Below are 24800 nucleotides of genomic sequence, written 5' to 3' on the forward strand. Positions count from 1 at the left end.
CGGTCAGGCTGACCATCTCATTAAACCCGCACCTCTTTCAAGGCGCGGGTTCTTTCATTGCATCAGTCGATCAACGCTCCAGCAGGATCCGCAGCATGCGGCGCAGCGGTTCGGCCGCACCCCACAGCAACTGGTCGCCGACGGTGAACGCGCCGACGAACTGCGAGCCCATGTTCAGCTTGCGCAAACGGCCAACCGGGATGTTCAGGGTGCCGGTGACCTTGTTCGGGCTCAGCTCCTGAATGCTGGTCTCGCGGCTGTTCGGCACCAGCTTGACCCAAGGGTTGTGCTGGCTGATCAACCCTTCGATATCGGCGATCGGCACGTCTTTGTTCAGCTTGATGGTCAGCGCCTGGCTGTGGCAGCGCATGGCGCCGATGCGCACGCAGATGCCATCGACCGGGATCGGGCTCTTGAAGCGACCGAGGATCTTGTTGGTCTCGGCCTGGGCCTTCCACTCTTCGCGGCTCTGGCCGTTCGGCAGTTCCTTGTCGATCCACGGGATCAGGCTGCCGGCCAGCGGTACGCCGAAGTTTTCGGTCGGGTACGCGTCGCTGCGCATGGCTTCGGCCACGCGACGGTCGATGTCGAGGATCGCGCTGGCCGGATCGGCCAGTTGATCGGCGACAGCGGCGTGGGTCGCGCCCATCTGCCTGATCAGTTCACGCATGTTCTGCGCGCCGGCACCGGAGGCCGCCTGATAGGTCATGGCGCTCATCCACTCCACCAAACCCGCTTCGAACAGGCCACCGAGTCCCATCAGCATCAGGCTGACGGTGCAGTTGCCGCCGATGTAGTTCTTGGTGCCAGCATCGAGCTGCTGGTCGATGACCTTGCGGTTCACCGGATCCAGAACGATCACCGCGTCATCCTGCATGCGCAGACTGGAAGCGGCGTCGATCCAGTAACCCTGCCAGCCGGCTTCGCGCAGCTTGGGGAAGACTTCGCTGGTGTAGTCGCCACCCTGGCAGGTCAGAATCACGTCGAGGGTTTTCAGCTCTTCAATGCTGTAAGCGTCCTTGAGCGGAGCAATGTCCTTGCCCACGGACGGGCCTTGGCCACCGACATTGGAAGTGGTGAAAAACACCGGCTCGATAAGATCGAAATCCTGCTCTTCCAGCATCCGCTGCATGAGCACGGAACCGACCATACCGCGCCAACCGATCAGACCTACACGTTTCATCGCAACTACACCTTCTTGAAATGTGGGCCGCTGCCTTTGCTTGAATTTGGCAGCGGGCCCGAGAGATTACAGATTCCGCAGCGCGGCGACTACTGCGTCACCCATTTCCTGCGTACCGACTTTAGTGCAACCGGCCGACCAGATGTCGCCCGTGCGCAAGCCCTGATCGAGCACCAGGCTCACGGCTTTCTCGATGGCGTCGGCGGCAGCCTGCTGATTGAAGCTGTAACGCAGCATCATCGACACCGACAGAATGGTCGCCAGCGGGTTGGCGATGCCCTTGCCCGCGATGTCCGGCGCCGAACCGTGGCACGGCTCATACATGCCCTTGTTGTTGGTGTCCAGGGACGCCGACGGCAGCATGCCGATGGAACCGGTGAGCATCGAAGCCTGGTCGGACAGGATGTCGCCGAACATGTTGTCGGTAACGATCACGTCGAACTGCTTCGGTGCACGCACCAGCTGCATGGCGGCGTTGTCGACGTACATGTGGCTCAGTTCGACTTCAGGGTAATCCTTGGCCACTTGCTCGACCACTTCACGCCACAACTGGCTGGACGCCAGTACGTTGGCCTTGTCCACCGAGCACAGCTTCTTGCCGCGGACCATGGCCATGTCGAAGCCGACACGGGCAATGCGGCGGATTTCGCTTTCGCTGTACGGCAGGGTGTCGTAGGACTGACGCTCGCCGTTTTCCAGGGTACGAGTGCCACGTGGCGCACCGAAGTAGATGCCGCCGGTCAGTTCGCGAACGATCAGGATGTCCAGCCCGGAGACGATTTCCGGCTTCAGGCTGGAAGCCTCGGCCAGTTGCGGGTACAGGATCGCCGGACGCAGGTTGCCGAACAGGCCCAGTTGTGCGCGGATTTTCAACAGGCCGCGCTCAGGGCGGATGTCACGCTCGATGGTGTCCCATTTCGGGCCGCCGACCGCACCCAGCAACACGGCATCGGCCGCGCGGGCACGCTCCAGGGTTTCATCGGCCAAAGGCACGCCGTGTTTGTCGATGGCCGCGCCACCGATCACGTCGTGGCTCAGCTCGAAGCCCAGAGAGAACTTGTCACTGGCCAGTTCCAGCACCTTGACCGCTTCGGCCATGATTTCCGGGCCAATACCGTCACCTGGGAGAATCAGAATCTGCTTGCTCATGCTTTCCTCATGTCATCAGTCGGTGCACCCACGGGCGCTCCCGGAAAAACTCTATCGATCGGTACCTATCTTTCTACAAACAGTACCAGCACATCGGTACTGAACGAACCATCGGTCTCAATCTCAAAATATTCGCGTACTTCATGACCCATCGACTGCTGCAACTGGCGGATCGCCGCGCGCATCACTTCAGGGGTGCGCATGCGCTCAACCCAGCTGTTGTACTCCAGGCGCAAGCGCTGACGGGTGGTACTGCGGGTGTGCAACCCCGCCTCACTGACCTGACGCAGCCACTCTCCGGCGGAATAATCGCGCACATGGCTGGTGTCACGCAGCACTTCGACGCTTTGCAGGTAAGTGTCGAACAACGGACTGCCCGGTGACAACACGTCGACAAATGCCGCCACGCCACCCGGTTTCAACACCCGGCGCACTTCCCGCAGCGCCACGCCCAGGTCGCTCCAATGGTGCGCCGAATAGCGGCTGAAGACGAAATCGAATTCGCCATCGGCGAACGGCAGGCGCTCGACGGCACCGTTGACCGTGGACACATTGCTCAAACCCCGCTCGGCAGCGGCAGCCGTCACCACATCGAGCATCTGTTGCGACAGGTCGTAGGCCACGACCTCCCTGACCAGCGGCGCTACGTGGAAACTCACGTGACCGGCGCCGCACCCCAGGTCCAGGACCCGGGCATCGCCCTGCCCCGCCAGTTCAGCCTGTAGCAGCGCGAATTCGGTGCCTTGAGCGTGGACGGCGCTGCTCAGGTAGGCGGCTGCCTGTTCACCGAATTGCTTTTGGACTACCTGGCTGTGCTGGGCGGTGCTGGTCATGGGGACTTCCTTTTTGGGGTGAGTCTTGGGGTGTCTGTTCTGGCCTCATCGCGAGCAAGCTCGCTCCCACAGGTTTTGTGAACGCCGCAAATCCAATGTGGGAGCGAGCTTGCTCGCGATGGCGTCATTACGCCTTACGCAAAATCACGCGTCGCGAAACAACCAGGGCTGGCTCGCACGGTGCTTGGCCTCAAACGCTGCAATCGCATCACCGTCCTGCAAGGTCAGGCCGATATCGTCCAGGCCGTTGAGCAGGCAATGCTTGCGGAACGCATCGATTTCAAAGCTCAACACCTTGCCGTCAGGGCGGGTCACGGTCTGGGCTTGCAGATCGACCTGCAACTGATACCCCGGATTGGCCTCGACCTGCTGGAACAGTTCGTCGACTTCCGCATCGCTCAGGATGATCGGCAGCAAGCCATTCTTGAAGCTGTTGTTGAAGAAGATGTCGGCATAGCTCGGCGCGATGATGCTGCGAAAACCGTACTCTTCCAGCGCCCACGGCGCGTGTTCACGACTGGAGCCGCAACCGAAGTTCTCACGGGCCAGCAACACGCTGGCGCCCTGGTAACGCTCGGCATTGAGGACGAAGTCCTTGTTCAGCGGACGCTTGGAATTGTCCTGGTACGGCTGCCCCACATCCAGGTAGCGCCATTCATCGAACAGGTTCGGGCCAAAACCGGTGCGTTTGATCGACTTCAAGAACTGCTTCGGAATGATCTGGTCGGTGTCGACGTTGGCACGATCCAAAGGCGCGACAAGTCCAGTGTGCTGGGTAAAAGCTTTCATGCTGCGCTCCTTAAATCAATTCACGGACGTCGACGAAACGACCGTTTACGGCAGCGGCCGCGGCCATGGCCGGGCTGACGAGGTGGGTACGGCCACCGGCGCCCTGACGGCCTTCGAAGTTACGGTTGGAGGTCGAGGCGCAATGCTCGCCACTTTCCAAACGGTCCGGGTTCATCGCCAGGCACATCGAGCAACCCGGCTCACGCCATTCGAAACCGGCTTCGAGGAAAATCTTGTCCAGGCCTTCCGATTCAGCCTGAGCCTTCACCAGGCCCGAACCTGGAACGACGATGGCCTGCTTGATGGTCGAGGCCACTTTGCGGCCCTTGGCGATCACCGCTGCGGCGCGCAGGTCTTCGATCCGCGAGTTGGTGCAGGAACCGATGAACACGCGGTCGAGCTGGATGTCGGTGATCGCCTGATTGGCGGTCAAACCCATGTACTTCAAGGCACGGACGATGGAATCACGCTTGACCAGGTCCATTTCCTTCGCAGGATCCGGCACGTTCTGGTCGACCGCCAATACCATTTCCGGCGAGGTGCCCCAGCTGACCTGCGGCTTGATTTGCGTTGCGTCGAGCTCGACCACGGTGTCGAATCTGGCGTCGGCGTCAGAAACCAGGTCTTTCCAGGCTTCGACGGCCAGGTCCCACTCCGCGCCTTTCGGAGCGAACGGACGACCCTTGACGTATTCCACAGTCTTTTCGTCTGCAGCCACCAGGCCCACGCGAGCGCCGGCTTCGATGGACATGTTGCAGATGGTCATGCGGCCTTCCACGGACAGGTCGCGAATCGCGCTGCCGGCGAATTCGATGGCGTGGCCGTTACCGCCGGCGGTGCCGATCTTGCCGATCACGGCGAGCACGATGTCCTTGGCGGTCACGCCGAACGGCAATTGGCCTTCGACGCGCACCAGCATGTTCTTCATTTTCTTGGCGACCAGGCACTGGGTGGCGAGCACATGCTCGACCTCGGAAGTGCCGATACCGTGCGCCAATGCGCCGAATGCGCCGTGGGTCGAGGTGTGGGAGTCGCCGCAGACCACGGTCATGCCCGGCAAGGTGGCGCCCTGCTCCGGGCCGATGACGTGGACGATGCCCTGGCGAACGTCGTTCATCTTGAATTCGACAATGCCGTATTCATCGCAGTTGTCATCGAGGGTCTGGACTTGCAGGCGCGAGACCTGGTCAACGATGGCGTCGATGCCACCCTTGCGCTCCGGGGTGGTCGGTACGTTGTGGTCCGGGGTCGCGATGTTGGCATCGATGCGCCATGGCTTGCGCCCGGCCAGACGCAGGCCTTCAAAGGCTTGCGGCGAAGTCACTTCGTGGATGATGTGACGGTCGATGTAGATCAGCGCAGAGCCATCGTCGCGCTGCTTGACCAAATGCGAATCCCAGAGCTTGTCGTAGAGCGTTTTGCCGGCCATCAGACGGTTTCCTCATCAGCTTGTTTCTATGCCCTGGGTCTTGAGCGATTCAATAACCCCTTGGCTTGTGAGGTCGATCCTATGGGGTTACATTAAATAACTCAAATTCATATTTTTTATGCTTTGGATAACCAACTGGAATACGAACATGGACCTGGCCAACCTCAATGCTTTTATTGCCATTGCCGAGACCGGAAGTTTCTCCGGTGCAGGTGAACGGCTGCACCTGACCCAGCCGGCCGTCAGCAAGCGCATCGCCGGACTGGAGCAGCAATTGAAGGTGCGGCTGTTCGATCGCCTGGGCCGTGAAGTGGGTTTGACCGAAGCCGGGCGCGCCCTGTTGCCGCGGGCCTATCAGATTCTCAATGTGCTGGATGATACGCGCCGCGCCCTGACCAACCTCACCGGCGAAGTGACCGGCCGCCTGACCCTGGCCACCAGTCACCACATCGGCCTGCACCGTTTGCCACCTTTATTGAGGGAATTCACCCGGCGCTACCCGCAAGTGGCGCTGGATATTCAGTTCCTCGATTCGGAAGTGGCCTACGAGGAAATTCTCCATGGCCGCGCCGAACTGGCGGTCATCACCCTCGCACCGGAGCCCCACACACTGGTCAAGGCCACGCCTGTGTGGGACGACCCGCTGGATTTCGTGGTCGCCCCGGAGCATTCACTGCTCAACAACGGCAAGGTCAGCCTGGCGGACATCGCCCGACACCCGGCGGTATTCCCCGGCGGCAACACCTTTACCCACCACATCGTGCAACGGCTGTTTGAAGCCCAGGGCTTGACGCCAAATATCGCCATGAGTACCAACTACCTGGAAACCATCAAGATGATGGTCTCGATCGGCCTGGCCTGGAGTGTCTTGCCGCGTACCATGCTCGATGATCAGGTGGCGCGCATACCTTTGCCGGGCATACAGCTCACTCGCCAGCTAGGCTATATCCTGCACACGGAAAGGACGCTGTCGAATGCTGCGCGGGCCTTCATGGCCTTACTGGACGCTCAACTCGATCTGCCAGGGACTCAAGGCTAAGTTGTGCTACTCCTATAGAGCCGCGAATACCTGCAACAAATGCCCAACACCAGCCCAAGGCTTGCCAATGCCGAAATCTGTAGACCGTATTCCGCCGATGCCGCGTATCCAGGCAATTGATCCGAAAAGCTCCGAACAGAGCTGGGAAAGCGCCTCGCAATTGCTGGCCGCGCTCAACGGTGCGCGCCTGGGTGCCTGGTATTGGGACATCGAACGCGGGAAGATCAGTTGGTCCCGGGGTACGCAGGCGCTGTTCGGCTTCGATCCACGGCAACCGCTGCCCCATGACCTGGAATACCTCGACCTTCTACCCCCAGAGGATCGCGCCAAAACCGTTCGTGCCTTCCATGCGGTCATTGGCGGCGCGCCACTGGAGCAGGCCATGCACCACCGCATCCGCTGGCCCGACGGCAGCCTGCACTGGCTGGAAATCAGCGGCAGCCTGTTGCCGGACAAGCATGGCCGGCCGCGGATGATTGGCGTGATCCGCGAGATCACTCACCAGCGCCAGCGTGAGCAGGCCTTGAGCAGCTCGGAAAAACGCTTCGCCACCCTGTTTCACCTGTGCCCGAACATGGTTCTGCTGACCCGCCAGGAAGACGGCCTGATTACCGAAGCCAACCAGTATTTCGAAAGCCTGTTCGGTTGGCCGGTGCAAAACGCGATTGGCCGCACCACCCTGGAACTGGGGCTGTGGGTGCACCCCGAGCAACGGGCCGAACTGGTCAAGGCCACTAAAGCCAAGGGCGACGTGGTGAGCATGGAAGTGCAGTTTCGCGCCAGCAACGGCCAGATCCATGACGGCATCCTCAGTGCGCAAAAAGTCGAGCTCGAAGGCCAGCCCTATCTACTGAGCACCTTCCTGGACACCACCGAACGCAAAGTCGCCGAACATGCCCTCAAAGACAGCCAGGAACGCCTCGACCTGGCCCTGGATTCGGCGCAACTCGGTACCTGGGACTGGCATATTCCCAGCGGCATGCTCTACGGATCGGCACGGGCCGCCCAACTGCACGGCCTGGAAGCCAAACCCTTTCACGAGTCCTTCGACGAGTTCTTCGAAGGCGTACCCGGCGAAGAGCGCGACACCATGCGCGACGCCTACCAAAGCCTGCGCGAAGGCCCGGCCGGCAACTATCAATTGACCTACCGCGTGCAATTGCCCGACGGCAGCTCACGCTACCTGGAAAGCCGCGCCCGCCTCTACCGCGATGACAACGGCGTGCCGGTGCGCATGGCCGGCACCTTGCTCGACATCACTGACCAGGTGGAGCGCGAACAACGGCTGGTGGCCTCCGAAGAAAAATTCGCCACGCTGTTCCAGGTCAGCCCCGATCCGATCTGCGTCACCCACCAGGACAGCGGCCAGTTCATAGAAATCAACTCCAGCTTCACCCAGACCTTCGGCTGGAGCGCCGCCGATGTGATCGGCCGCAGTGCCGACGAAATCGGCCTGTGGGACGCGTCAGCGAAAAGCCTGCGACGGATCGAACAAGTGATCCGCGAACAAGGCCTGAACAACGTCGCCATTCTCGTCCAGCACAAGGACGGACAGGCCCTGACCTGCGTGATTTCCAGCCGCCAGATCAGCGTCGGCGACCAGGCCTGCATCGTCACCACGCTGCGCGACATCACCCAGCAACAACGCTCGGAAGCGGCGCTCAAGGCCAGTGAAGAGAAATTTGCCAAGGCCTTCCACTCCAGCCCCGATGCCATCACCATCACCGAGCGCGACACCGGCCGCTATCTGGAGGTCAACGACGGTTTCTGCCGCCTGACCGGCTACCGCGCCGAAGAAGTGGTGGGGCGCACGGTGTACCAGGTCGGGATATGGGCGGAAGAAAAACAACGCTCGGCGCTGCTGGCCGAATTGCAGATCAAGGGCCGGGTTCATCACCAGGAAATGCTCGGGCGCAACAAGCGCGGCGAACTGCTCACCGTCGAAGTCTCGGTGGAGCCGATCACCCTCAACGAAACCGCCTGCCTGCTGTTGACCGCGCGGGACGTGAGCCTGCTGAAAAACGCCGAAGCGCAGATTCGCCACCTGGCCTACCATGACCCACTGACCAACCTGCCCAACCGTGCCTTGCTGATGGACCGCCTGAGCCAGCAGATCGCCCTGCTCAAACGGCATAACCTGCGCGGCGCGCTGATGTTCCTCGACCTCGACCATTTCAAGCACATCAACGACTCCCTCGGGCACCCGGTGGGCGATACCGTGCTGAAAATCATCACCGCGCGCCTGGAGGCCAGCGTGCGCATGGAGGACACCGTTGCACGCCTGGGTGGCGACGAATTCGTGGTGCTGCTCAGCGGTCTCGAAGGCTCGCGCAGCGAAGTCAGCGATCAGGTTCGGGAACTGGCCGACACCATCCGCGAACTGCTGTCCGAACCGATGTTCCTCGACGGCCAGCGCCTGCAAGTGACGCCCAGTATCGGCATTGCGCTGATCCCCGATCACGGCTCGACCCCGACCGACCTGCTCAAGCGCGCCGACATCGCGCTCTATCGCGCCAAGGACTCGGGGCGCAATACTGCGCAGATGTACCACAACACCATGCAGAAGGCCGCGAGCGAACGCCTGCGCATGGAAACCGACCTGCGCCTGGCTCTGTCCCGGGGCGAGTTTCGCGTGCATTACCAACCCCAGGTCGACGCCCGGGGCGACCGCATCGTCGGCGCCGAGGCTCTGGTACGCTGGAATCACCCGGAACTCGGCGCGCAGTCACCCACCGAGTTCATCAAGGTGCTGGAAGACAGCGGACTGATCCTGGAGGTCGGCACCTGGATCCTCGACGAAGCCTGCCAGGCCTTCAAGAAACTGATCGACCGAGGCTTGGTGAACCCGTACAAATTCAGCCTGTGCGTGAACATCAGCCCGCGCCAGTTCCGCCAGAACGATTTCGTCGAACGCGTTGAAAACAGCCTCGCCACCTATGGGCTGCCCTGCACGTTGCTGAAGCTGGAAATCACCGAAGGCATCGTGATCCAGAACCTGGAAGACACCATCGGCAAAATGCGCCGCCTGAAAAAACTCGGAGTGAGCTTCGCCATGGACGACTTCGGCACCGGCTATTCCTCGCTGACCTACCTCAAGCGCCTGCCGGTCGACACCCTGAAAATCGACAAGTCATTCATCCGTGACGCCACCAGCGACCCGAACGACGCCGAGATCATCCGCGCCATCGTCGCCATGGCCCGCAGCCTGGATTTGAAAGTGATTGCCGAAGGGGTGGAAACAGCGGAGCAGCTTGAGTTCCTGCAGGGGCTGGAGTGTCACTTCTACCAAGGGTATTTGCACAGCCCGCCGTTGCCGGTGGAAGAGTTTCAGTTGTTGCTCAAATAGACGTTGGGGGGATCATTCTCACGCACCGATCATCAGACAACCTTGATAAAGAACACTCCTACACCGGATAAAGAAACGCCTGATTTATACCTGCCTTCTACTTGCCTAACGTGCCCGCCCCCTGCAGACAACATAAAGGCGGGGCAGGCATGAGGCGCTCTCGCATCACGGACGGGCAACTGGACGCGTGCCGCAAGAACCCATCTACACTGAAAAATCGTATCGATCGACGCTCGCTCCACACATTCCTCCGGCTGAGACCCTATCGACGTGCCCAGCATCTACCAGATCAAACCTGCGTTTCAAAACCTCCTGCGGCCGCTGGTCCAACGTCTGTTCAACAAGGGCACCACAGCTAACCGGATTACCCTGATGGCCGGCATCGGCTCGGTGCTGGTGGGCGCGGTGATCGCCGGTTTCGTGCATCACCCCTGGATTTTCGCGCTGGTGCCGATGTGGATGATCGTGCGCATGGCGCTCAACGCCATCGACGGCATGCTGGCTCGGGAATTCGGCCAACAGTCGCGCCTGGGCGCCTACCTCAATGAGCTGTGCGATATCGCCGCCGACTGTGCCCTGATCCTGCCTTTTGCCCTGTTGCCGGACGTCAGCCTGTGGCTGGTGCTGCTGGTGACCCTGCTCGCCTTGTTCAGCGAGTACAGCGGCGTGCTGGGGCCGATGATCGGCGCCTCGCGGCGTTACGACGGGCCCATGGGCAAGAGTGACCGGGCTTTCGTGCTGGGGGTCGTGGCCGCCGGTATCGCCTTGGGGTGGATCAACGCCCCGTGGATCAATGGGGTGTTCACGATCATCGCGGTGCTGCTGCTCTGCACACTGATAAATCGGGTCCGCCAGGGCCTCAGGGAAGTACAACAAGACGGCTCTTCAGCCTAAGGAATTGGCAATGCGCGAAGCTCGCGAGCAGACATTCACCACCCATGACGGCGTGGAACTGTTTTACCGATACTGGCCTGGCCCCCCTGCCCCGGCCGTGGCGCGCAAGGCCGTGCTGTTGTTTCATCGCGGCCATGAGCACTCGGGGCGCATTGCCCACCTGGTGGATGAACTGGACCTGCCCGACTATGACTTCTTTGCCTGGGATGCCCGGGGTCATGGCCTCTCGCCAGGCGCCCGCGGCGACAGCCCGGGCTTTGCCACCAGCGCGCGCGACGTGCAGACCTTCTGCGAGCACCTGAAGGCGACTTACCGGATTGACGAGGAAAATCTCGCGGTGATCGCCCAGAGCGTCGGCGCAGTGATCGTCGCCACCTGGGCCCACGATTACGCGCCACGCCTAAGCTCGCTGGTGCTGGCGTCGCCGGCGTTCAAGGTCAAGCTCTATGTGCCCTTCGCCCGCCAAGGGCTGGCACTGCTGCGCAAGTGGCGCGGCAACTTTTTCGTCAACAGCTACGTCAAGGCGCGCTTTCTCAGTCATGATCCGCAACGCGTCGCCAGCTACGACAACGACCCGCTGATCACCAAGGCCATTTCGGTCAACGTCTTGCTCGGCCTCTACGAAGCCGCCGAACGGGTCGTAACCGATGCCCAGGCCATTCAGACCCCCACCCAGTTGTTGATCTCCGGTGCCGATTTCGTCGTGCATCGCCAACCCCAGGAACAGTTCTTCGATCGCCTGGGCAGCCTGCACAAGGAAAAACACGTGCTGCCGGGGTTCTTCCACGACACCCTGGGCGAAAAGAATCGCAGCCTGGCCGTCGCCAGTGCACGCCGCTTCATCCTGCAGAACTTCGACCAACCGAGCGCCCGCCCTTCCCTGTTGGCCGCCGATCGCCTGGGCCCGACCTGCGCCGAGTCCGAATCGCTGGCCGCACCGCTGCCGCACAACTCCCTGCGCGATCTGTATTGGCGCGCGACCCGCGCCAGCATGCGCCTGGGCAGCCAGCTATCGTCGGGCATCAAGCTGGGGTTCGACACAGGGTTCGACTCCGGCAGCACCCTTGACTACGTCTACCGCAACACACCCACTGGCACATCCGGTCTCGGTCGCATGATCGACCGCAATTACCTGGACTCCATCGGCTGGCGCGGCATTCGCCAACGCAAACTGCACGTCGAGGAACTGCTGCGCCTGGCGATGCAGCAATTGCGCGACCAAGGACACGACGTGCGCATCGTCGACATCGCCGCCGGACACGGGCGCTACATTCTCGAAGCCTTGCAGGGCGTCAGCCCGCTGCCCGAGTCGATTCTGTTGCGCGACTACAGCGACATCAATGTGCGCGACGGCAGTGCGCTAATCCGCGAAAAAGGCCTGGAAGGGATCGCTCGATTCGTCAAGGGCGATGCCTTCGACCGCGCCGATCTGGCCGCACTGGCCCCCAAGCCGACCCTGGCGGTGGTATCCGGTTTGTACGAACTGTTCGCCGACAATCAAATGGTCAGCGCGTCCCTCGCCGGGCTGGCCGAAGCCGTCGAGCCCGGTGGCTATCTGGTCTATACCGGTCAACCCTGGCACCCGCAGCTGGAACTGATCGCCCGCGCTCTGACCAGCCACCGTGAAGGTCAGGCCTGGGTCATGCGCCGGCGCACCCAGGCGGAAATGGACCAACTGGTGGAGGCCGCCGGCTTTCGCAGAATCGACCTGCGCGTCGACGAGTGGGGCATTTTCAGCGTGGCCCTCGCGCAACGGGTGCCGTGATGCAGCTCACGGCAACGGCGGTACGCGAGCCTGGCTTGCTCAAATCGGCGGTGCTCTGGCTATTGCTGCTGGCGCCGATGTTTTTCGGCACCTACGGTTTCGCCACCTGGGTCACTACCCAGCGCGGCGATGTCGGCAGCCTGGTGTTCGAGTGGGAAAACCACATGCCCTTCTGGGCCTGGACCATTGTCCCTTACTGGTCCATCGACCTGCTGTACGGCTTGTCCCTGCTGCTACCGCGCAGCCGCGAGGAACTGAAACGCCATGCCTTGCGCCTGCTGACCGCGCAGGTGATTGCCGTCAGTTGCTTTCTGATCTGGCCGCTGCGCTTCACGTTTGACCGACCGGAACTGGATGGCGTATTTGGCTGGCTGTTCGACGTCCTCGCCGGCTTTGACAAGCCGTTCAACCAGGCACCATCGCTGCACATCGCCTTGCTGGTGATCCTCTGGGCCTGCTATCAGCGGCACTTGCAGGGCATCTGGCGCGCAGTGATGCATGGCTGGTTCGCCCTGATCGGGATCTCGGTACTGACCACTTACCAGCACCACTTCATCGATCTACCCACCGGAGCGATGCTCGGTTGGCTGTGTGTCTGGCTATGGCCGCTGGAGGGCCCCTCCGTCCTGCAAACCGCGCGCCTGGCACCCCGGGGGAAACGCTGGAAACTGGCGCTGTATTACCTGCTGGGGGTGGCAGCGTTCACTGTTCCGGCCTTTGCCTTGGGGGGAGTCTGGCTGTGGCTACTCTGGCCGGCGCTGGCACTGCTGCTGGTGGCGCTCAATTACGCCGTGCTGGAGGCTGGCGGCTTTCAGAAACGCGCCAATGGACGCCTGTCAGCCGCCGCCCGCTGGCTCCTGGCCCCCTATCTGGCCGCAGCCTGGCTCAATTCGCGCCTGTGGACCCGCAAGGATCCAGATCCCGATCGGGTACTCGACAACGTCTGGCTCGGGCGCATACCGACTCGCCAGGAACTCGAGGACTGTGCCTTTACTGCCGTGTTCGACCTGTGTGCCGAACTGTCGCTGAACCCTGGCTCCGTCGCTTACCGATCGCTGCCTGTATTGGACCTGACCGCCCCCACCGCCGCGCAATGTCAGGAGGCAGCGCTGGTCATCGAAAGCCTGCGTCAGCAAGGTCCGCTGCTGGTCTGCTGCGCCCTGGGCTATTCGCGCAGCGCCACGGCGGTGGCCGCGTGGCTGCTACACAGCGGGCGGGTTGCCAACATCGATGAAGCTATCCGGCTGATCCAGCGCGCGCGTCCAGGGATTGTTTTGGGTCCCCTTCAACGAAAAGCCCTGGAGCAGGTAGCGACCCGCATGGAGAGCAGCATTGTCCATTGAAATGCAACTGCAGGTGACAGCCAGTCTGTTGCGTCGTGGCAACTTGCTGGATCGGCTGTCCACCGGGTTCACCCTGTTGGGCGCCTTGCTCGGCCTCAGTCAGTACGTCCTGACCAGCCCGGGGTTCTGGGGCGTGACCTGCAGCAGCGGGCTGCTGGTGCTCGGTCTGTGGCAGAAATACTGGGCAGTGCGGGTCGCTTTCGATGCCGATCTGTTCCAGCGCCTTGCCGAGAGCGCCGCAGATCTCGGCGAGCGCACCCAAGCCCTGGATCAAGCCCTGACAGCGCTGAATCTACAGCCCGCCGAACGCGCCGGCCGTACCTGGGGCCAACGCATTGCCGGCGCCCTGAAGCTGTTGCGTCGCCAGGCATTGCTGGTGGCGGCACAAGTTCTGTTGACCCTGGTTTTCATCTTGGCGGCCCCTTGGCTGGCCGTAGCGGGATAAGGAGTTCTCATGCTGGAACCCGTGGTTGCCACACTCATCACCTCTGCCGCGCGTCTACTCACTGGCGCCCGTAGCCTATGGCTCGGTTGCGCACCGCAAGCAGTGCAGCGCATCTATTTCGCCAACCACAGCAGCCATGGCGATTTCGTGCTGCTGTGGGCGTCGTTGCCGCCGACCTTGCGCGATATCACCCGACCGGTCGCTGGCGCCGATTACTGGCTCAAAAGCCCACTACGCCGGTACATCATCAACCGGGTGTTCAATGGCGTGCTGATTGACCGGGAGCGCAAGGACAATGTCGAGAATCCGTTGCAGCCGATGCTCGATGCCCTGGCAAACGGCGATTCGCTGATCATCTTCCCCGAAGGCACACGCAACCCCGAAGACGGCCTGCTGCCGTTCAAAAGTGGGCTGTATCACCTGGCGAAACAGTACCCCGACGCGCAATTGATCCCGGTGTGGATCGCCAACCTCAACCGAGTCATGCCCAAGGGGCGCGTGCTGCCACTACCGCTTTTATGCACCATCAGCTTTGGCGCCGCGCTGGCCCTGGACGAAGAGGAAAGCAAGGCGCAGTTTCTGGAGCGCAGTCGCGAAGCGCTGCTGAACCTGGCCGGGGAGCATGCCTGACATGGACAGACAGACATTGATGTTATTTGCCGGCATCGGTGCATTTCTGCTGCTGGCCTCGCTCATCGGTTTCGTACTCAAACGACGCACCCAAGGCACCGCCAACCCGGTGATCGACAACCTCAACGCCCGGATAAATGCCTGGTGGGTGATGGTACTGGTGATCGGGGCGGCCTTCTGGCTCGGTACCACTGCAGTGATCCTGCTGTTCTACACGGTGTCGTTCTACGCCCTACGCGAATTCATGACCCTCATGCCGACCCGGCGCAGCGACTACCCGGCACTGGTGGCGGCCTTCTACCTGGCGCTGCCGCTGCAGTACCTGTTGATTTACTACGACTGGTACGGGTTGTTTTCAATCTTCATCCCGGTCTACGTGTTTTTGCTGCTGCCGATCCTGGCGTCCCTGGGCGGCGACAGCACGCACTTTCTCGAGCGAGCCTCGAAGGTCCAGTGGGGTCTGATGATCGCGGTGTTCTGCGTGTCCCACGTGCCCGCCCTGCTGACTCTGGACATCGCTGGCTATGAAGGTCGAAACCTGCTGTTGATCGCCTATCTGGTGATCGTGGTGCAGATGTCGGATGTGCTGCAATACGTGTGCGGCAAGTTGTTCGGCAAACGCAAGATCGCGCCGAAACTGTCGCCGTCGAAAACACTGGAAGGCTTTGTCGGCGGCATTTTGCTGGCCTCGCTGATCGGCTGCGCCTTGTGGTGGATCACACCGTTCACCGCCTGGCAGTCACTGTTCATCGCCTTACTGATCAACTTGCTGGGGTTCGCTGGTGGCATCGTGATGTCGGCGATCAAGCGCGACCGCGGGGTAAAGGACTGGGGGCACATGATCGAAGGCCATGGAGGCATGCTCGACCGACTGGACTCAGTGTGTTTTGCGGCGCCGATCTTCTTTCATCTGGTGCGCTACGGCTGGACTTGAACGCAAAAAAAAGACCCCAACAAGTCGGGGTCTTTTTGTTCCAGCCGGCTGTTTGATCAATCACGACACCCGGCATCAAGCTCGACTCAGTGTTGCAGAGCCGGTTTTTGCGCCCCGTTGATCGGGATGCGCTTGGCTTTCGCCTCTTCCGGAATCACCCGCAGCAGGTCGATGCTCAACAGACCGTTGCTCAGGCCGGCCGCCTTGATCTCGATGTGATCCGCCAGACGGAAGGACAGCTTGAACGCACGTTGCGCAATGCCCTGATACAGATAAGTGACGTCTTCGTTTGCGTCGCGTTTACCGCCACTGATGGTCAGCACACCCTTCTCGACTTCGAGCTCCAGGTCTTCTTCCTGGAAACCAGCCGCTGCGATGACAATACGGTACTGGTCGTCGCCATGTTTTTCCACGTTATAGGGTGGATAGCTGCTGCCTGGCTCATTGCGCAGGGCGGTTTCGAACAGGTCGTTGAAACGGTCGAAACCTACCGAGGAACGGAACAGTGGGGCCATGGAAAATGTAGTAGCCATGATTCAAATCTCCTGAAAACAATCAGCAAGGTTTTTTGTCTCCGCGACCCGAATTCGGCATCGCGTAACCCTTAGATAGGGACCGCTGATTGCATTTCAAGAGCTTATTTTTTACTTTTTTTTAGAGCCTCAGGCGGCTTCAGCCACCGGCAGCCCCAACAAACGCGAGACGTTATCCAGTTCGGTCTCACGACGCAGGACGGTGAACAGCTCTACTGCCTCGGGATAATTGCGGGTCAGCATCGCCAGCCATTGCTTCAGGCGACCCGGCGATTGGCGTGGCGTCATCTGCGCCTTGGCTTGCAGCCAGAAGTCCTGGATCAGCGGCAGCAGCTCGTTCCAGGTCATCTCCACGACCTCTTCACCGGCCCGGGCAGCGGCGATCTGCCTGGCCAGATCGGGGCGCGAAACCAGGCCGCGACCGAGCATGATGTCTTCCACTCCACTGATCTCGCGGCAACGGCGCCAGTCTTCGACGCTCCAGATATCACCATTGGCGAACACCGGCACCTTGACCACATCCTGCACCCGTGGAATCCACTCCCAATGCGCCGGCGGCTTGTAGCCATCGACCTTGGTCCGCGCGTGCACCACGATATGTTCCGCACCGCCTTCGGCCAGGGCCGTGGCACACACCAGCGAACCGTCCGGGCTGTCGAAGCCCAGGCGCATCTTGGCGGTGACCGGAATGTGCGCGGGGACGGCACGACGGACGTGCTCGACGATCTGGTTGAGCAGCTCGGGCTCCTTGAGCAGGACCGCGCCACCACGGGATTTGTTGACTGTCTTGGCCGGGCAGCCGAAGTTCAGGTCGATCACCTCCGAACCCAGCTCGCAAGCCAGCGCGGCATTTTCCGCCAGGCACACCGGATCGGAACCGAGCAGTTGCACACGCAGCGGCACGCCGGAGGCGGTCCGGGCACCGTTGAGCAGCTCCGGGCCGAACTTGTGGAAATAGGCAGGCGTCAGCAACTGGTCGTTGACCCGAATGAACTCGGTCACGCACCAGTCAATACCACCCACGCGGGTCAGTACATCGCGCAGGATGTCATCGACCAACCCCTCCATGGGCGCCAAAGCAATTTGCATGAAAAACACACTCGAGGAAAAACGTGCGGCAGTTTACTGGATTGCGCGAGAAACCGCAGATCCCTTGTGGGAGCGAGCCTGCTCGCGAAAGCGCTCTGTCAGATACATTGATGCTGGATTTGCCGCCGCCTTCGCGAGCAGGCTCGCTCCCACATTAGATTTTTGCTGATTCCAAAGCATGCAACGCCGGGCCATAGCCTTCGATGAACTCCGTCGGCATGCGCTTTGGCTTGCCGGTGGACAGCTCGATGCAGACGAACGTGGTTTGCGCGCGCAGCAACGTTGCATTGTCGCTGGGGCGGATCAGCTGGAAGTGTCGGGTCATTTTCAGGCGTTGATCCCAATCGACGATCCAGGTCGCCAATTGCAGCTCATCGCCTTCGTAGGCCGCTGCCAGGTAATCGATCTCGTGGCGCACCACCGCCATCGCCCGGTCCAGCCGCCGGTATTCGACCAGATCCAGGCCAAGGCGTTGGGAGTGGCGCCAGGCACAGCGCTCGAGCCAGGTCACGTAGACCGCGTTGTTCGCGTGTCCCAACCCGTCGATGTCCTCGGCGTCCACTTGCAGATCAATGATAAATGGCGTTTCCCGATCCCAGCCCATGCCCCACTCCCGGTCAGATGATTTCGACCGGCGCAGTGTAACGGAAGCTCAAGCGGATTGGCGTGATTGCAGACTGCGACCGGCCAGCAGTGATAACACGCCATCAATCACTCGGGGGTCGGCCAATACACGCTGATGACCACCCTCCTTCAAACGCAGCAAGCGACTGTCGAACCACGCTTCGTGGATCAATTGCGACTCGCTGACCGGGACGAAGTTGTCATCTTCGGCGTGAACGATCAGGCCGGGCATATCGAGTTGATAGTGCGCGACATCCAGCATTGCGGCACGCATGCCGACATCTTTCTCCACCTGGCGAATGAACGCCGAGCGAGCCTTCGGCGGCAGCCCCACATAACGGGCGAAACCACGCAGCACGCCGAGAATCCGCGCCGGGGCGGCAATACTCACCAGGGTTTCGGTACGCAGGCCCAACTGGACCGCAAGCATGGCACTGGCGCCGCCCATGGAGTGGCCGATGACCGCTTGCAACGGAGGCAGTTCGGAAGCGGCTTCAAGCATGGCGCGAGCGAACAGCACCACATTCGCTTCTCTGCCCGGTGAGCGACCGTGGGCCGGACCATCCAGGGCGACGACCGAGTAACCGGCATCGACCAGCGCGGTGATGAGGCTGGCAAACTGCGTCGGCCGACCTTCCCAACCGTGCATCAGCAGCACGGCCGGCCCCTGCCCCCAACGCAGCGCCGAAAGGCCAAACCGCAGGGTAATGCGCTCGGAACGCGCCAACAGCGGCAGTTCCCAGTCACGGGGCGGCAGGTCCCGCGGTGTCATGAAGGCCAATCGCATTTTGCTAGCGACCAGTTTCGGGGCAAACCAGCCCAAGGTGCCATTAACGCCACGAACCCACTTTAACGCGCTCATCGCATTCTCCTCAGGCCGCAGCCTTCAGGGTCAACGCACTGCCGATTTGGCGGCGCGCAGTAATCGATCTGATAACTCTCCCGGCCCCAGCGCCCGCGCCAGAGCCAACCCACCGACCATCAAGGCCAAATCAGCCAGGGCTTTTTCGGTTTCTTCAGGACTGGCCGCCAACTGCGCGACCATCAATTCCACATGTTCATTCAGGGCGACACGAAACGCTTCCGGCAGCCGCCCCAGTTCGCCGACCGATGCCGGGATCGGACAGGCCGATTCGGAGGAGTCACGGTGCTTGCGCGACAGATAGAACGCCGCCACCAGCGCGCGACGCTCTTCACCGGTCAACTCGGCGTCCATGTCGGCAATCAGGTCGCGGCGGTGACCGAGCAATTGCTTGAACGCCTCGAGCATCATCGCGTCCTTGCTTTCGAAGTGGGCGTAGAAGCCGCCGACCGTCAGGCCCGCCGCCCCCATCACTTCGCCCACGCTTGGCTCGGCCGGGCCACGCTGAATCAGCGCTGCGCTGGCAGCCTTGAGGATGCGTTCGCGGGTCTGAGCTTTTTTATCGTTCATCGTTGCCTCCGAATATTACGATTGAAATATTATTCTCATAATAAATTTTAGCAAGTCATGGGTGTGACCGCTGGTCTGAAGAACAGTTTTTTTGGAAATGGAGGAATTTGGCCAAACGCCAGACAAACAAAAGGGCCATTCAATAATTGAATGACCCTTATAAAATCCCGCAGAGCGGGTAATCGTGGCGTCCCCTAGGGGACTCGAACCCCTGTTACCGCCGTGAAAGGGCGGTGTCCTAGGCCACTAGACGAAGGGGACACAAACCCTTCTATACAATTGATCAGTGCTGAGAGCTGATCGATTCAAGGCCGGTGTGGCCAGACCTTGAACTGTAAAATTGGTGGAGCTAAGCGGGATCGAACCGCTGACCTCCTGCATGCCATGCAGGCGCTCTCCCAGCTGAGCTATAGCCCCGGATTTTTCGCCTCGCGGCGGAGCGACATCTTGCAACATCGCTTCTGTAAAACTGGCGTCCCCTAGGGGACTCGAACCCCTGTTACCGCCGTGAAAGGGCGGTGTCCTAGGCCACTAGACGAAGGGGACGCAAACCCTTCTGTACAACTGATCAACGCTGAGTGTTGATCGCTTCAAGGCCGGTGTGGCCAGACCTTGAAGTGTAAATTGGTGGAGCTAGACGGGATCGAACCGTCGACCTCTTGCATGCCATGCAAGCGCTCTCCCAGCTGAGCTATAGCCCCTCATCGTTGATGTCATCGCTGAGGACGGGGCGAATCTTAAGGGCGTATCGAAAGCCTGTCAAACTTATTTTTCAAAAAATTTAAAATTTTTTGTCGGCATAACAACCACTTACCGCCCTCCCCCCGGAAATTCGGGAGGTTTACACGCAACGCAGACCTGCAGGAGCTGCCGACGGCTGCTCCTGCAGGGAATCAGGAGCGCTTAGGCGATAGCGCCCAACAGCTTTTCCCACTCTTTGTTTTCTTTCTTCGACACACCGCCCAGCAGGTCGATGGCCTGGCGCAGACGGAATCGGGTCAGGTCCGGCCCGAGGATTTCCATCGCATCGAGCACCGACACCGAACTGGCCTGGCCGGTGATCGCGGCAAACATCAGCGGCATGGCATCTCGCAGCTTCAGCTCCAGGGATTCGACTACGGCCTGAATGGTCGCGGTGATGCTGTCCTTCTCCCACTGACGCAGGCTTTCGAGCTTCCACAGGATCAACTGCATCAACTGACGGACCTGATCACCCGACAGTTTCTTGGATTCGAACAGCTTGGCATCCGGATTCACGCCACCGGCAAAGAAGAACCCGGCCAGTGGTGCCACCTGGCTGAAGGTTTCGACCCGGCCCTGTACGTGCGGCGCGATCTTCATCATGTATTCGGCGTTGAACGCCCACTTCTGCACGCGCGCGGCGAACTCTTCCACCGGCAGGTCACGCAGCCATTGGCCGTTGAGCCAGGACAGCTTCTCGATGTCGAAGATCGGACCGCCGAGGGACACGCGCTTGAGATCGAAGTGGTCGACCATTTCCTGCAACGAGAACTTCTCGCGCTCGTCCGGCATCGACCAGCCCATGCGCCCCAGGTAGTTGAGCATCGCTTCCGGCATGAAGCCCATGCGCTCGTAGAACGTCACCGAGGTCGGGTTCTTGCGCTTGGACAGCTTGCTCTTGTCCGGGTTACGCAGCAGCGGCATGTAGCACAGCTCCGGTTGTTCCCAGCCGAAGTACTCGTAAAGCAGGATCAGCTTCGGTGCCGATGGCAGCCACTCTTCGCCACGCAATACATGGGTGATGCCCATCAGGTGATCGTCGACCACGTTGGCCAGGAAGTACGTCGGCAGGCCGTCGGTCTTCATCAGGACTTGCATGTCCATGCGGTCCCACGGGATTTCAACGTCGCCACGCAGCATGTCCGGCACCACGCAGACGCCTTCGCTCGGCACCTTCATGCGGATCACATGGGGTTCGCCAGCGGCCAGGCGGCGGGCGACTTCTTCCTTGGACAGCAGCAGCGCGCGGCCGTCGTAACGCGGGGTTTCACCGCGAGCCATTTGCTCGGCGCGCATCTGGTCCAGCTCTTCGGCGGTGCAGAAGCACGGGAAGGCATGCCCCATGTCGACCAGTTGCTGGCAATACTTCTGATAGATATCGCCACGCTCGCTCTGCCGATACGGACCGTGCGGGCCGCCGACGTCCGGGCCTTCGCTCCAGTCGATCCCCAGCCAGCGCAAGGCGTCGAAAATCTGCTGCTCGGACTCACGGGTCGAACGCAATTGGTCGGTGTCTTCGATCCGCAGGATGAACTCACCGCCGTGCTGCTTGGCAAAGCAGTAGTTGAACAAGGCGATGTAGGCGGTACCTACGTGGGGATCCCCGGTAGGCGATGGCGCGATGCGAGTGCGGACGGTGGTCATGGCATGTCTCGAAAAGAAAAAAAAGCGAAGTTCAAACTAGGCGCGAATGGTAACAGGCGACACCCGCCCGGCTCCAGTGAACAGGGCATTTAAGCCAAGGTTGCGTCTGTAACACCCCTATGACGCGGTGAATGGCCGAATATCCACCGACGGCATTTACCACATATCGGCTGTATGCCAGATTTGCCTGCTGATAACTTCCCTTACAATTTCTCAACTACAGTTTGCCTCATGCCTGCCCAACTCAAGCGTCGCCTCTTTATATTCCTGCTGATGGTCCTGTTGATTGCCGGGGGCCTGTTTGCCCAGTGGTTCTTCAAGGGGCGCTTTTATGAAAGCACCGACAACGCCTATGTCCAGGGCGAGATCACCCGTGTGTCGAGTCAGTTGGGTGCACGCATCGATCAGGTGCTGGTGCAGGACAACCAGCATGTCGAGAAAGGCCAGTTGCTGATCAAACTCGAAGGCGACGACTTCCGCCTCGCTGTCGACCGCGCCAATGCCGCCCTGGCCACCCGCCAGGCCGAGCGCCTGCAAGCCCAGAGCAAGCTGACCCAGCAGGCCAGCCTGATTGCCGCCAGCGAAGCGCAAGTCGCGTCCAGCCAGGCCAGCCTGGGCCGCTCGCAGATCGACCTGACCCGCGCCGAGACCTTGCGCAAACCCGGTTATGTGTCGGAAGAGCGGGTGACCACCCTTTCTGCCGAATCCCACATTGCCCGCTCGCAAGTGGCCAAGGCCCAGGCCGATGCGCAAAGTCAGCGCCAGCAAGTCAACGCGCTGACTGCCGAGATCAAACGCCTCGACGCACAGATCGCCAACGCAAAAACCGACCTGGCCCAGGCTGAACTGAACCTGACCCGCAGCGAAATCCGTGCCCCCATCAGCGGGCTGATCGGCCAGCGTGCCGCCCGCGAAGGCCAATACGTGCAGGCCGGCGCTTACCTGCTGTCGATCGTGCCTGACGAAGACATCTGGATTCAGGCCAACTTCAAGGAAACCCAGATCGGCCACATGCAGCCCGGCCAGGAAGCCGAACTGACCTTCGACGCCTACAGCGACACGCCGATCAAAGCCCGTGTCGACAGCCTGTTCGCCGCCTCGGGCGCGCAGTTCAGCCTGCTGCCGCCGGACAATGCCACGGGCAACTTCACCAAAGTCGTGCAACGGATTCCGGTAAAACTGACCTTCGCAGCCGACAATCCGCTGCGCGGCAAGATCCGTCCGGGCATGTCGGTGACCGCCAAGGTGAACATCAAGGATGCCCCTGCAGACGTCACCCCCAAAGTGAGCAGCAAAGACGCCGCCGACGATGGCCGGTGATCAACTGATCCGCCCGGTCGGCGAACCGACCCGGCGGGACTGGATCGCGGTGATGAGCGTGATGCTCGGCGCCTTCATGGCGGTGCTGGACATCCAGATCACCAACTCCTCGCTCAAGGATATCCAGGGCGCGCTGTCGGCGACCCTGGAGGAAGGCTCGTGGATTTCCACCTCCTACCTGGTGGCGGAGATCATCATGATTCCGCTCACCGCCTGGCTCGTGCAGTTGCTGTCGGCGCGACGCCTGGCGGTGTGGGTGTCCCTCGGATTTCTCGCGGCCTCCCTGCTCTGCTCCATGGCCTGGAGCCTGGAGAGCATGATCGTGTTTCGCGCCCTGCAGGGGTTTACCGGCGGTGCGCTGATTCCACTGGCGTTCACCCTGACCCTGATCAAGCTCCCGGAACACCACCGCGCCAAAGGCATGGCCATGTTCGCCATGACCGCCACGTTCGCACCCTCCATCGGCCCGACCCTCGGCGGCTGGCTGACGGAGAACTGGGGCTGGGAGTACATCTTCTACATCAACATCCCGCCCGGCCTGATCATGATCGCCGGCCTGATGTACGGCCTGGAGAAGAAAGAGGCGCACTGGGAATTGCTGAAAAGCACCGACTACGCCGGCATTCTCACCCTCGGCGTCGGGCTCGGTTGCCTGCAGGTATTCCTGGAGGAAGGCCATCGCAAGGACTGGCTGGAATCCAGCCTGATCGTGACCCTGGGCAGCATCGCGCTGGTCAGCCTGATCACCTTTGTGATCGTGCAGTTTTCCAAACCCAATCCGTTGATCAACCTCGGCATCCTCGGCAATCGCAACTTCGGCTTGTCCAGCATTTCCAGCGTCGGCATGGGGGTCGGGTTGTACGGCTCGATCTACCTGCTGCCGCTGTACCTGGCGCAAATCCAGAACTACAACGCCCTGCAGATCGGTGAAGTGATCATGTGGATGGGCGTGCCGCAGCTGTTTCTGATCCCGCTGGTGCCCAAGCTGATGAAGTTCGTCTCGCCCAAATGGCTGTGCACATTGGGCTTCGGGCTATTCGGGTTGGCGAGCTTCTCTTCAGGCGTGCTCAACCCGGACTTTGCCGGGCCGCAGTTCAATCAGATCCAGATCATCCGCGCCCTGGGCCAGCCGCTGATCATGGTCACCATCTCGCTGATCGCGACGTCCTACATCCTGCCCCAGGATGCAGGGTCGGCATCGAGCCTGTTCAACATCCTGCGCAACCTCGGCGGGGCCATCGGCATCGCCCTGCTCGCCACGCTGCTGGATGCGCGGACCAAGGTTTATTTCGATTACCTGCGTGAGTCCATCGTGCCGAGCAATCCGCAGGTGGCCGAGCGCATTGCCTCGCTGACCGACCTCTTGGGCAGTGAAACGGCGGCATTGGGCAAACTCAGCGAGATCGCGCATCAACAGGCATCGATCATGGCCTACAACGATGCGTTTCATTTTGTCGGGATTGCGCTGGGGATCAGCATGCTGGCGGTGTTGCTTACCCGGAAATTGCCGGCGGGGTTGAAGGCTGGCGAGGCGCACTAATTGATACTTGCAGTACCCTGACCGGCCTCATCGCGAGCAAGCTCGCTCCCACAGGGATCACCTTGAACCTTGTGGGAGCGAGCTTGCTCGCGATGAGG

General features: G+C 61.0%; 21 protein-coding genes and 4 tRNA genes. 10 read left to right on the forward strand and 15 right to left on the reverse strand.

Annotated elements, in window-relative coordinates:
* Positions 1-70 precede the first annotated feature (70 nt).
* The 5 genes from asd to leuC form a co-directional block, all read right to left on the reverse strand.
* Positions 71-1183 carry an aspartate-semialdehyde dehydrogenase gene (gene asd / locus PPUTUW4_RS17515; RefSeq protein ID WP_015095893.1) on the reverse strand — a complete coding sequence of 371 codons (1113 nt, stop codon included), beginning with the start codon at positions 1181-1183 and terminating at the stop codon, positions 71-73.
* A 66-nt stretch (positions 1184-1249) separates the two neighbouring features.
* A complete protein-coding gene (leuB, locus tag PPUTUW4_RS17520; protein ID WP_007975659.1) occupies positions 1250-2332 on the reverse strand; it encodes a 3-isopropylmalate dehydrogenase in 1083 nt (360 codons plus the stop codon).
* A gap of 65 nt (positions 2333-2397) precedes the next feature.
* The gene (locus tag PPUTUW4_RS17525) at positions 2398-3165 is read right to left on the reverse strand and encodes a class I SAM-dependent methyltransferase (RefSeq protein WP_015095894.1); all 768 of its coding nucleotides are present in this window, start codon (positions 3163-3165) and stop codon (positions 2398-2400) included.
* A 144-nt stretch (positions 3166-3309) separates the two neighbouring features.
* Positions 3310-3954, reverse strand: a complete 645-nt coding sequence (gene leuD, locus PPUTUW4_RS17530) for a 3-isopropylmalate dehydratase small subunit (protein WP_015095895.1) — start codon at positions 3952-3954, stop codon at positions 3310-3312.
* 10 nt (positions 3955-3964) lie between these two features.
* Complete coding sequence (gene leuC, locus PPUTUW4_RS17535; protein ID WP_008047334.1) at positions 3965-5383, reverse strand: 3-isopropylmalate dehydratase large subunit; 1419 nt, start codon at positions 5381-5383, stop codon at positions 3965-3967.
* A 148-nt stretch (positions 5384-5531) separates the two neighbouring features.
* On the opposite strand from leuC, the gene PPUTUW4_RS17540 reads away from it, so the two are divergent.
* The 8 genes from PPUTUW4_RS17540 to PPUTUW4_RS17575 all read left to right on the forward strand — a co-directional run bounded on the left by PPUTUW4_RS17540 (position 5532) and on the right by PPUTUW4_RS17575 (position 15779).
* A complete protein-coding gene (locus PPUTUW4_RS17540) occupies positions 5532-6422 on the forward strand; it encodes a LysR family transcriptional regulator (protein ID WP_015095896.1) in 891 nt (296 codons plus the stop codon).
* A 67-nt stretch (positions 6423-6489) separates the two neighbouring features.
* Complete coding sequence (locus tag PPUTUW4_RS17545) at positions 6490-9768, forward strand: PAS domain S-box protein (protein WP_015095897.1); 3279 nt, start codon at positions 6490-6492, stop codon at positions 9766-9768.
* A 270-nt stretch (positions 9769-10038) separates the two neighbouring features.
* Positions 10039-10662 (forward strand): CDP-alcohol phosphatidyltransferase family protein, encoded by a 624-nt coding sequence (locus PPUTUW4_RS17550; RefSeq protein ID WP_015095898.1) that lies wholly within the window; start codon positions 10039-10041, stop codon positions 10660-10662.
* A 10-nt stretch (positions 10663-10672) separates the two neighbouring features.
* Positions 10673-12427, forward strand: a complete 1755-nt coding sequence (locus tag PPUTUW4_RS17555; RefSeq protein ID WP_015095899.1) for a bifunctional alpha/beta hydrolase/class I SAM-dependent methyltransferase — start codon at positions 10673-10675, stop codon at positions 12425-12427.
* The gene (locus tag PPUTUW4_RS17560; protein WP_015095900.1) at positions 12427-13770 is read left to right on the forward strand and encodes a phosphatase PAP2/dual specificity phosphatase family protein; all 1344 of its coding nucleotides are present in this window, start codon (positions 12427-12429) and stop codon (positions 13768-13770) included. The genes PPUTUW4_RS17555 and PPUTUW4_RS17560 overlap by 1 nt, the downstream gene beginning before the upstream one ends.
* On the forward strand, positions 13760-14215 hold the full coding sequence (locus PPUTUW4_RS17565; protein ID WP_041474919.1) for a hypothetical protein: 456 nt from the start codon (positions 13760-13762) through the stop codon (positions 14213-14215). Before PPUTUW4_RS17560 ends, PPUTUW4_RS17565 begins: the two co-directional genes overlap by 11 nt.
* Before the next feature lie 9 nt (positions 14216-14224).
* Complete coding sequence (locus tag PPUTUW4_RS17570) at positions 14225-14845, forward strand: lysophospholipid acyltransferase family protein (RefSeq protein WP_015095902.1); 621 nt, start codon at positions 14225-14227, stop codon at positions 14843-14845.
* 1 nt (position 14846) lies between these two features.
* Complete coding sequence (locus tag PPUTUW4_RS17575; protein WP_015095903.1) at positions 14847-15779, forward strand: phosphatidate cytidylyltransferase; 933 nt, start codon at positions 14847-14849, stop codon at positions 15777-15779.
* Positions 15780-15865: 86 nt separating this feature from the next.
* Here PPUTUW4_RS17575 and PPUTUW4_RS17580 read toward each other — a convergent pair whose 3' ends face one another.
* From PPUTUW4_RS17580 to gltX, 10 genes are all read right to left on the reverse strand, one after another.
* Positions 15866-16312 carry an Hsp20 family protein gene (locus PPUTUW4_RS17580; protein WP_007978681.1) on the reverse strand — a complete coding sequence of 149 codons (447 nt, stop codon included), beginning with the start codon at positions 16310-16312 and terminating at the stop codon, positions 15866-15868.
* Positions 16313-16441: 129 nt separating this feature from the next.
* Positions 16442-17401 (reverse strand): tRNA-dihydrouridine synthase, encoded by a 960-nt coding sequence (locus tag PPUTUW4_RS17585; RefSeq protein WP_007997541.1) that lies wholly within the window; start codon positions 17399-17401, stop codon positions 16442-16444.
* A 154-nt stretch (positions 17402-17555) separates the two neighbouring features.
* Positions 17556-18005 (reverse strand): thioesterase family protein, encoded by a 450-nt coding sequence (locus PPUTUW4_RS17590; RefSeq protein WP_007978676.1) that lies wholly within the window; start codon positions 18003-18005, stop codon positions 17556-17558.
* A gap of 48 nt (positions 18006-18053) precedes the next feature.
* On the reverse strand, positions 18054-18887 hold the full coding sequence (locus PPUTUW4_RS17595; RefSeq protein WP_015095904.1) for an alpha/beta fold hydrolase: 834 nt from the start codon (positions 18885-18887) through the stop codon (positions 18054-18056).
* Positions 18888-18917: 30 nt separating this feature from the next.
* On the reverse strand, positions 18918-19457 hold the full coding sequence (locus PPUTUW4_RS17600; protein WP_015095905.1) for a TetR/AcrR family transcriptional regulator: 540 nt from the start codon (positions 19455-19457) through the stop codon (positions 18918-18920).
* 185 nt (positions 19458-19642) lie between these two features.
* A tRNA-Glu gene (locus PPUTUW4_RS17605) sits at positions 19643-19718 on the reverse strand.
* A gap of 80 nt (positions 19719-19798) precedes the next feature.
* Positions 19799-19874: transfer RNA gene (locus tag PPUTUW4_RS17610), tRNA-Ala, on the reverse strand.
* A 53-nt stretch (positions 19875-19927) separates the two neighbouring features.
* A tRNA-Glu gene (locus PPUTUW4_RS17615) sits at positions 19928-20003 on the reverse strand.
* Between the two features lie 79 nt (positions 20004-20082).
* Positions 20083-20158, reverse strand: a tRNA-Ala gene (locus tag PPUTUW4_RS17620).
* A gap of 202 nt (positions 20159-20360) precedes the next feature.
* Entirely contained in the window at positions 20361-21842 is a 1482-nt protein-coding gene (gene gltX, locus PPUTUW4_RS17625) for a glutamate--tRNA ligase (RefSeq protein WP_015095906.1), read from the reverse strand.
* Positions 21843-22073: 231 nt separating this feature from the next.
* Here gltX and PPUTUW4_RS17630 point away from each other — a divergent pair, with 231 nt between their 5' ends.
* Both PPUTUW4_RS17630 and PPUTUW4_RS17635 read left to right on the forward strand, forming a co-directional pair.
* Entirely contained in the window at positions 22074-23162 is a 1089-nt protein-coding gene (locus PPUTUW4_RS17630; RefSeq protein WP_015095907.1) for an HlyD family secretion protein, read from the forward strand.
* Between the two features lie 49 nt (positions 23163-23211).
* Entirely contained in the window at positions 23212-24702 is a 1491-nt protein-coding gene (locus PPUTUW4_RS17635; RefSeq protein ID WP_177325117.1) for an MDR family MFS transporter, read from the forward strand.
* The last annotated feature ends 98 nt before the right edge of the window (positions 24703-24800 follow it).

Origin of the sequence: Pseudomonas sp. UW4, from assembly GCF_000316175.1 — a bacterium.
Lineage (GTDB): Bacteria > Pseudomonadota > Gammaproteobacteria > Pseudomonadales > Pseudomonadaceae > Aquipseudomonas > Aquipseudomonas laurylsulfatiphila.

Bases quoted from the DNA above. Each gene is read 5' to 3' on its own strand.
- asd (WP_015095893.1), bottom strand. From the start codon at position 1,183: ATGAAACGTGTAGGTCTGATCGGTTGGCGCGGTATGGTCGGTTCCGTG.
- leuB (WP_007975659.1), bottom strand. From the start codon at position 2,332: ATGAGCAAGCAGATTCTGATTCTCCCAGGTGACGGTATTGGCCCGGAA.
- PPUTUW4_RS17525 (WP_015095894.1), bottom strand. From the start codon at position 3,165: ATGACCAGCACCGCCCAGCACAGCCAGGTAGTCCAAAAGCAATTCGGT.
- leuD (WP_015095895.1), bottom strand. From the start codon at position 3,954: ATGAAAGCTTTTACCCAGCACACTGGACTTGTCGCGCCTTTGGATCGT.
- leuC (WP_008047334.1), bottom strand. From the start codon at position 5,383: ATGGCCGGCAAAACGCTCTACGACAAGCTCTGGGATTCGCATTTGGTC.
- PPUTUW4_RS17540 (WP_015095896.1), top strand. From the start codon at position 5,532: ATGGACCTGGCCAACCTCAATGCTTTTATTGCCATTGCCGAGACCGGA.
- PPUTUW4_RS17545 (WP_015095897.1), top strand. From the start codon at position 6,490: ATGCCGAAATCTGTAGACCGTATTCCGCCGATGCCGCGTATCCAGGCA.
- PPUTUW4_RS17555 (WP_015095899.1), top strand. From the start codon at position 10,673: ATGCGCGAAGCTCGCGAGCAGACATTCACCACCCATGACGGCGTGGAA.
- PPUTUW4_RS17560 (WP_015095900.1), top strand. From the start codon at position 12,427: ATGCAGCTCACGGCAACGGCGGTACGCGAGCCTGGCTTGCTCAAATCG.
- PPUTUW4_RS17570 (WP_015095902.1), top strand. From the start codon at position 14,225: ATGCTGGAACCCGTGGTTGCCACACTCATCACCTCTGCCGCGCGTCTA.
- PPUTUW4_RS17575 (WP_015095903.1), top strand. From the start codon at position 14,847: ATGGACAGACAGACATTGATGTTATTTGCCGGCATCGGTGCATTTCTG.
- PPUTUW4_RS17580 (WP_007978681.1), bottom strand. From the start codon at position 16,312: ATGGCTACTACATTTTCCATGGCCCCACTGTTCCGTTCCTCGGTAGGT.
- PPUTUW4_RS17585 (WP_007997541.1), bottom strand. From the start codon at position 17,401: ATGCAAATTGCTTTGGCGCCCATGGAGGGGTTGGTCGATGACATCCTG.
- PPUTUW4_RS17590 (WP_007978676.1), bottom strand. From the start codon at position 18,005: ATGGGCTGGGATCGGGAAACGCCATTTATCATTGATCTGCAAGTGGAC.
- PPUTUW4_RS17595 (WP_015095904.1), bottom strand. From the start codon at position 18,887: ATGAGCGCGTTAAAGTGGGTTCGTGGCGTTAATGGCACCTTGGGCTGG.
- PPUTUW4_RS17600 (WP_015095905.1), bottom strand. From the start codon at position 19,457: ATGAACGATAAAAAAGCTCAGACCCGCGAACGCATCCTCAAGGCTGCC.
- gltX (WP_015095906.1), bottom strand. From the start codon at position 21,842: ATGACCACCGTCCGCACTCGCATCGCGCCATCGCCTACCGGGGATCCC.
- PPUTUW4_RS17630 (WP_015095907.1), top strand. From the start codon at position 22,074: ATGCCTGCCCAACTCAAGCGTCGCCTCTTTATATTCCTGCTGATGGTC.